The sequence below is a fragment of the Phenylobacterium sp. CCH9-H3 genome (assembly GCF_001557235.1).
GTDB lineage: Bacteria > Pseudomonadota > Alphaproteobacteria > Caulobacterales > Caulobacteraceae > Phenylobacterium.
This window is the reverse complement of sequence record NZ_LSJI01000036.1, coordinates 1-5,328: the sequence shown is the minus strand read 5'-3', so window position 1 is coordinate 5,328 and position 5,328 is coordinate 1. Positions and strand designations below refer to the sequence as shown.

At 71.7% G+C, this 5,328-nt stretch carries 9 protein-coding genes; 3 read left to right on the top strand and 6 right to left on the bottom strand.

Annotation, left to right across the window (positions count from 1 at the left end; genetic code table 11):
- Nucleotides 1-69 precede the first annotated feature (69 nt).
- Nucleotides 70-753: a nitroreductase gene (locus tag AX721_RS02930; RefSeq protein WP_068874523.1), complete on the bottom strand. Its 684-nt coding sequence runs from the start codon at nt 751-753 to the stop codon at nt 70-72.
- Nucleotides 754-1,006: 253 nt separating this feature from the next.
- Between AX721_RS02930 and AX721_RS02925 the strand changes: the two genes are divergently transcribed.
- The gene (locus AX721_RS02925) at nt 1,007-1,219 is read left to right on the top strand and encodes a dodecin (RefSeq protein WP_068874522.1); all 213 of its coding nucleotides are present in this window, start codon (nt 1,007-1,009) and stop codon (nt 1,217-1,219) included.
- A gap of 15 nt (nt 1,220-1,234) precedes the next feature.
- On the opposite strand, the gene AX721_RS02920 is transcribed toward AX721_RS02925, so the two are convergent.
- From AX721_RS02920 to AX721_RS02905, 4 genes are all read right to left on the bottom strand, one after another.
- Nucleotides 1,235-1,444 carry a hypothetical protein gene (locus AX721_RS02920; RefSeq protein WP_068874521.1) on the bottom strand — a complete coding sequence of 70 codons (210 nt, stop codon included), beginning with the start codon at nt 1,442-1,444 and terminating at the stop codon, nt 1,235-1,237.
- A gap of 71 nt (nt 1,445-1,515) precedes the next feature.
- Nucleotides 1,516-1,923: a nucleoside diphosphate kinase regulator gene (gene rnk / locus AX721_RS02915; protein ID WP_068874519.1), complete on the bottom strand. Its 408-nt coding sequence runs from the start codon at nt 1,921-1,923 to the stop codon at nt 1,516-1,518.
- Nucleotides 1,924-2,165: 242 nt separating this feature from the next.
- Nucleotides 2,166-2,594, bottom strand: coding sequence for a PaaI family thioesterase (locus tag AX721_RS02910; RefSeq protein ID WP_068874518.1), 429 nt, complete (start codon nt 2,592-2,594; stop codon nt 2,166-2,168).
- 69 nt (nt 2,595-2,663) lie between these two features.
- Entirely contained in the window at nt 2,664-3,794 is a 1,131-nt protein-coding gene (locus AX721_RS02905; protein ID WP_068874516.1) for an NADH:flavin oxidoreductase/NADH oxidase, read from the bottom strand.
- An 84-nt stretch (nt 3,795-3,878) separates the two neighbouring features.
- On the opposite strand from AX721_RS02905, the gene AX721_RS02900 reads away from it, so the two are divergent.
- Nucleotides 3,879-4,175, top strand: a complete 297-nt coding sequence (locus tag AX721_RS02900) for a helix-turn-helix transcriptional regulator (RefSeq protein WP_068874512.1) — start codon at nt 3,879-3,881, stop codon at nt 4,173-4,175.
- Here the strand turns inward: AX721_RS02900 and AX721_RS02895 are convergent.
- Nucleotides 4,165-4,635, bottom strand: coding sequence for a MarR family winged helix-turn-helix transcriptional regulator (locus AX721_RS02895; RefSeq protein ID WP_068874508.1), 471 nt, complete (start codon nt 4,633-4,635; stop codon nt 4,165-4,167). The two genes, AX721_RS02900 and AX721_RS02895, sit on opposite strands and share 11 nt — an antisense overlap.
- Nucleotides 4,636-4,686: 51 nt before the next feature.
- Between AX721_RS02895 and AX721_RS02890 the strand changes: the two genes are divergently transcribed.
- The coding region (locus tag AX721_RS02890) for a S41 family peptidase (protein WP_068874504.1) at nt 4,687-5,328 on the top strand (642 nt) is incomplete at its 3' end.

The following is a 5,328-nucleotide window of genomic DNA, read 5'->3' as shown; positions in this document are numbered from 1 at the left end:
CCTCCCCCAGTTCCTCCCCAGTTCCTCCCCAGAGGGGGGAGGAACTGGGGAGGAACTGGGGGAGGCGCCCTAGTCGTCGAAGCCGACGAAGACGGCGGCTTCCTTGACCGGCTTGCGTTCGGAGACGACGGCGTTGGCGGGGAAGGTCTCGTCCGGCCAGCCGAGGGCGATGCTCTTCATGATCACCTGGTCGTCGGCGACGCCGGCGTGCTCGCGCACCACGGGCGACTGCATGATGCCCTGGCTGTTGATCACGGCGCCCAGGCCGCGGGACCAGGCGGCGTTGACGAGGGCGGTGGCCACGGCGCCGCAGTCGAAGGGCGCATCGTCCATGCCTTGCAGCTCCTTGTCGAAGGTGACGATGATGCAGACGGGGGCGTCGAACTGGCGGAAGCCCCGCAGCACCCAGTCCTGGCGGCCTTCCTTGTCGTCGCGGGCGATGCCCATGGCGCCGAACAGTTGCTTGGCCACGCCGACCTGCCGGTCGCGGTGCTTGCCTTCGAAGCCGCGACCGTTTCCGACGCGGAACTCGCGCGAGTGGGGCACGCCGGCGAGGTTGCGCTCGGTGTTGCCGGCGCGGATGCGATCCAGCGGCTCGCCGGTGACGACGTAGAAGTTCCAGGGCTGGACATTCATGGACGAGGGCGCCCGCATGGCCAGGGTGAGGATCTCCTCGATCAGCTCGCGGGGAACTGGGTCGGGCTTGTAGCCGCGAATGCTGCGGCGACCGAGGACGACGTCGTCAAATTGCATGTAAGCCTCTGGCGTTGAGCGGGAGCCCCCGCCGGGTCCCAGTCTGTCCGCCCTATCGGAACGTGCGCCGTAGCGTCATTCAAGCCGTCGTCGGCAGACATCGATGACGCCTACGCGCGGGACGGGCCGCCCTGACGCACGAGGTGGTCGCCCCTGGCCGAGGGCGCAGCTTCGCGGTGCGGCCATCGCATCGCCCTGGAACCGACAGGGGCGGCGCGCGCTCCAAGGCTTCACCAAAGGAGCCGGAGGCAGCATGAGTGAAGACAATACCTATGGGGTCAGCGAGATCGTCGGCTCGTCGAAGACGTCCATCGACGATGCGATCCGCACCGCGATCGGCAAGGCAAGCGAGAACCGCCGGCACATCCGCTGGTTCGAGGTGACCCAGATGCGCGGCCACGTGGAGGACGGGCAGGTGGCCCATTTCCAGGTGACCCTGAAGCTCGGCTACACGCTGGAAGACTGAGCCGCCGGCGGGGCTTCAGCCGATGCTGTCGCCCTCGGCGCTCTCGCCCGGCGAGGCGGTGGGCGGCGCCTGGCGCAGCGTCTGGCGCTCGTCAGCCTCGGGGCCGAGCGCGCCCGGCGGGGGACCATCCTGCCGGGCGGGCGACGTCGTGTGCGGCGGGCGCTGCGGCGCGGCGCCGGCCGCCGGGGGTTCCACTTCGACGGCTCTGCGGTTCTGCTCGCCCATGATCGGTCCGGTTGTTGGCTGCGGTTCGCACCGGAACGCGGCGCAGGCAACTTGGGTCCTTTGGCGGCTGGTCAGCCCCTGCGGACGCTGACGATCCGCAGGGCGCGTTTGCGGCCGTCGCGGTCGGGCCAGAGGATCGACTGGCCCGCCGACAGGCCCAGCAGCCCGGCGCCCACGTGAGTGAGAACCGAGACCTTGCCGGCGGCGATGTCGGCCTCGCCTGGCCAGACCAGCTGGACGGTGCGAGGCTCGCCGTGGGCCTCATCGACGAACTCCACGCTCGAGCCGACGCCCACCACGTCGGGCGCGGTCTTGCCGTCGGGCCGGATCCGGGCGCGCTCCAGTTCGGCGAGCAGGAGGCCGGCGAGCTCGGGCGTCCGGTCCTCGGCCTGGAGGGCCAGGGCGGTCAGCCGCTCGGCGTCGGTTTCGCTCAGGGTGATGGGCGGGCGCGCAGGCGCGCGGGCGGTGGTGGTGGTCATGGGAAAATCCTTGGGAAACGCCGGACGGACGCGCGCCGAGGCTCGGCCGCAGTCCGTCAGGACATGGGGAATAGAGTGGTCGCTGCGCCCCGGACCTGGCGCAGCGCGCGAGTCGGCCCGGGGCTAGGAGCCTGCCAGGAGCGTGCCGCCGTGGCAGCGGAACCGGCGAAATGCGGGGCGCGTGAACATTCCCCGCCATTGCGCCGGGTCGGGCGGGGAAAGTCAATCTCGCCGCGCGCCGCCTACCCAGCCTGGCCCAGGTCGCGGCGGGCGCTGGCTTCCACGGCGGCGGTGGGGATGAGGCGGATGGTCGAGCTGGCCTTGGCCAGGACATTGCCTGCGGGGTCGAGGAGGCGCCCTTCCGCGAAGCAGGTCGCGCGGCCGCGCCGTTCGATCCATCCCTCGGCGGTGACCCGGCCCGGGCGGGCGGGGGCGAAGTAGCTGACCTTCAGCTCGAGCGACATGGGCGTCACGTCGGGCGCCAGGGACAGGGAGGCGTGCGCCATAGCCGCGTCGATCCAGCCGCAGACGAAGCCGCCCTGGGCCACCCCGCCGGAGTGGCACATGTGCGGCCCGACCTCGTAGGCGATCACCGCCCGCCCGTCCTGGCAGCTGACGACCTCGATCTGGCCCAGGGTGGCCTGGAGGGTGGGGGCGATGGGGTCGGTCATGCGGCGCTCCGGTTTGGCCCGTCCGGCTTAGAACGGGATCCCGGCGCGCCGCAATCGCGAGCGGCCTCGCTAGGCGGCCACGTCCGCCGGCTGGGCGACGGGGTCGCGGGCGGGGCGATAGCGGTCCAGCCAGTGGGCGTAGGGCGCCGGCAGGGTGGTCCAGGCGGCCTTCTCGACCCCCAGCTCGCGGGCGGCGCGATAGGGCCAGTGCGGGTCTTCCAGCAGCGGGCGGCCGAGCGCGACCAGATCGGCCTGGCCGGACGCGACGATAGCCTCGGCCTGCTGCGGCTCGCTGATGTACCAGCTGGTCGCGGTGGGGATGGCGGCCGCCGCGCGGACCTGGCCCGACAGCGGCGCCAGGAAGCCGGGGCCCCAGGGGATGGCGGCGTCCGGGGCGGTGAAGCCGATGCTGACGTCCACGAGATCGAGACCCTCGGCCTTCAGGCGGCGGACGTATTCCAGCGACTCCTCCAGATCGTCGCCGGGCGCGAACTCGATCAGGCCCAGGCGGGCGGTGAGCGGCAGGTTCGCCGGCCAGACCTCGCGGACGGCCCGCACGGTCTCCAGGGCGAAGCGGATGCGGTTCTCGAAATCGCCGCCGTACTGGTCGGTGCGCCGGTTCGCGTGCCGGGAAAAGAAGCTCTGGGCCAGGTAGCCGTGGGCCAAGTGCAGCTCCAGCCAGCGGAAGCCGGCGTTCCGGGCGCGGGCGGCGGCCGCCACGAAGTCGGCCTGCACCCGGGCGATGTCGGCCAGGGTCATCTCCCGCGGCACGCGCCAGAGGCCGCCGCCCTGGGCGACCGGGGATGGCGCCAGGGTCTCCCAGGCGCGCGGATCGTCGAGGGGGATGTGGTCGTCGCCTTCCCAGGGGCGATTGGCGTTGGCCTTGCGGCCGGCGTGGGCGATCTGGATGCCGGGCACGGCGCCGCCGGCCTCGACGAGCTTGACCGCCCGGGCCCAGAGCGCGGCCTGCGCGTCGGTCCAGATGCCGGCGTCGGCGGGGGTGATGCGGCCTTCCGGCGAGACGGCGGCGGCCTCGGCCACCACCAGGCCCGCGCCGCCTCGGGCCAGGCCGGCCAGGTGGGCGAAGTGCCAGTCGTTGATCCGGCCGTCCTCGGCCGAGTACTGGCACATGGGCGAGACCATGATGCGGTTCCGAAGGGTCACGTCCTTCAGCGTGAAGGGGTCGAAAAGGGCCGCCATCGTGCTTATCTCTCGTCTGTTGTTTGCTTATTCGAAAATAATCGAACAAACGGTAGATGGGACGCCGGAACGAGGACGCAAGGGATGAGCCGCTTTCATCACCCGCCGCCGGAGGCGTTCGAGCTCACGCGCATGCTGCATGCGCTGAGCGATCCCGTGCGCCTGGAGGTGGTGCGGTCGCTGGCGCGGAACGGCGAACAGACGTGCGCCGCCCTGGACGGCGACCGGCCGAAATCGACCATGTCCCACCACTTCCGGGTGCTGCGGGACAGCGGCCTGGTGGAAACCCGTGGCGAGCGCACGACGCACATGAACCGGCTGCGGCGGGACGAGGTCGAGGCGCGGTTCCCCGGCCTGCTGGACGCAGTCCTCAGGCCGTAGAGGCTCGGGCCTCTTCAATGCGAGACCGGAAGGATCGGCGCTGGAGAGCGGCCAGGGCGCCGCGGGCCACGTCTTCCAGGTCGAGACCGAGCTCGGCGTCCAGAGAGGCGGCCGCCTCGGCGGTGGCGGCCCAGCAGCGCTGCAGGTCGGGCAGGGCGCCGAGGGCGCGCGGGGTCAGGCGGGCCACCCGCTCGCGGCCGTCGGCGCCCGGCTCCAGCCGCACCCAACCCTGGGCGACGAGCTGGCCCACCGTCTGGCTGAGGGCGGAATGGCTGAGGCCCACGCGGGCCGCCAAGTCCTTGATGCGCAAAGCCCCTTCCGCCGCCAGCAGCCGGACCACCGGCGTGAACCGCGGACGGAAGTCGAGCCCTGCCGCCGCGTAGGCACGCTCGACGTCGCCGTCCAGGGCGTCGATCAGGTTGCGGAGAAGCGTGCCCAGGCTGGAGTCGGCCCTTGTCATGTCGGGGGATAATATATTAGCGCTGTTATATATCCAACCGGGTTTCGCCTCATGATCTCCAGCGTACTGCTTGCCGCCGCGATCGGCGCCGGCTGCCCCGAACAGACCCGCGCCCTCAACAGCGCCGCCGAGGTGATCGGCCGCACCTACCTCGACGTGCGCGTGGCCAGTCAGATCGCGGCGGACGTCCGGGCGTGGGCCCGGGCGGGACGATACGGCGACGTCTGCCAGGACCGCGATGCGTTCATGGCCCGCTTCAACCGCGACCTCGACGTCTATGACGGCCACTTCCATTTCGAACGCCCGGGCGGCGAAGACACCGGCGACGACTGGCTCACCGCCTGGCGGGCCGAGAGCCGCAAGGTCAACGCCGGGGTCCGCGAGGTGCGCGTGCTGGAGGGGAACGTCGGCTATCTTCGGCTGACCAGCTTCTACCCGTGGGACCTGGCTGGGCCGAAACTGAAGGCGGCCTTCGCCCTGCTGGCCGAGACCGACGGGCTGATCCTGGACCTGCGGCAGAACGGCGGAGGCGACGACCAGACCGCCGGCCAGCTTGCCGGCGCTTTCCTCGGGCCAGAGGTCACGGCGGTGCAGGACGTGGACATGCGGGGGCGGAAGGCGGCGGATCCGCTACCGAAACTGGACCTGCCGCGCTACCCGGTCGACCAGCACCGCCACGCGGCGGTCGGCCTC

Bases quoted from the DNA above. Each gene is read 5' to 3' on its own strand.
- AX721_RS02930 (WP_068874523.1), bottom strand. From the start codon at position 753: ATGCAATTTGACGACGTCGTCCTCGGTCGCCGCAGCATTCGCGGCTAC.
- AX721_RS02925 (WP_068874522.1), top strand. From the start codon at position 1,007: ATGAGTGAAGACAATACCTATGGGGTCAGCGAGATCGTCGGCTCGTCG.
- AX721_RS02920 (WP_068874521.1), bottom strand. From the start codon at position 1,444: ATGGGCGAGCAGAACCGCAGAGCCGTCGAAGTGGAACCCCCGGCGGCC.
- rnk (WP_068874519.1), bottom strand. From the start codon at position 1,923: ATGACCACCACCACCGCCCGCGCGCCTGCGCGCCCGCCCATCACCCTG.
- AX721_RS02910 (WP_068874518.1), bottom strand. From the start codon at position 2,594: ATGACCGACCCCATCGCCCCCACCCTCCAGGCCACCCTGGGCCAGATC.
- AX721_RS02905 (WP_068874516.1), bottom strand. From the start codon at position 3,794: ATGGCGGCCCTTTTCGACCCCTTCACGCTGAAGGACGTGACCCTTCGG.
- AX721_RS02900 (WP_068874512.1), top strand. From the start codon at position 3,879: ATGAGCCGCTTTCATCACCCGCCGCCGGAGGCGTTCGAGCTCACGCGC.
- AX721_RS02895 (WP_068874508.1), bottom strand. From the start codon at position 4,635: ATGACAAGGGCCGACTCCAGCCTGGGCACGCTTCTCCGCAACCTGATC.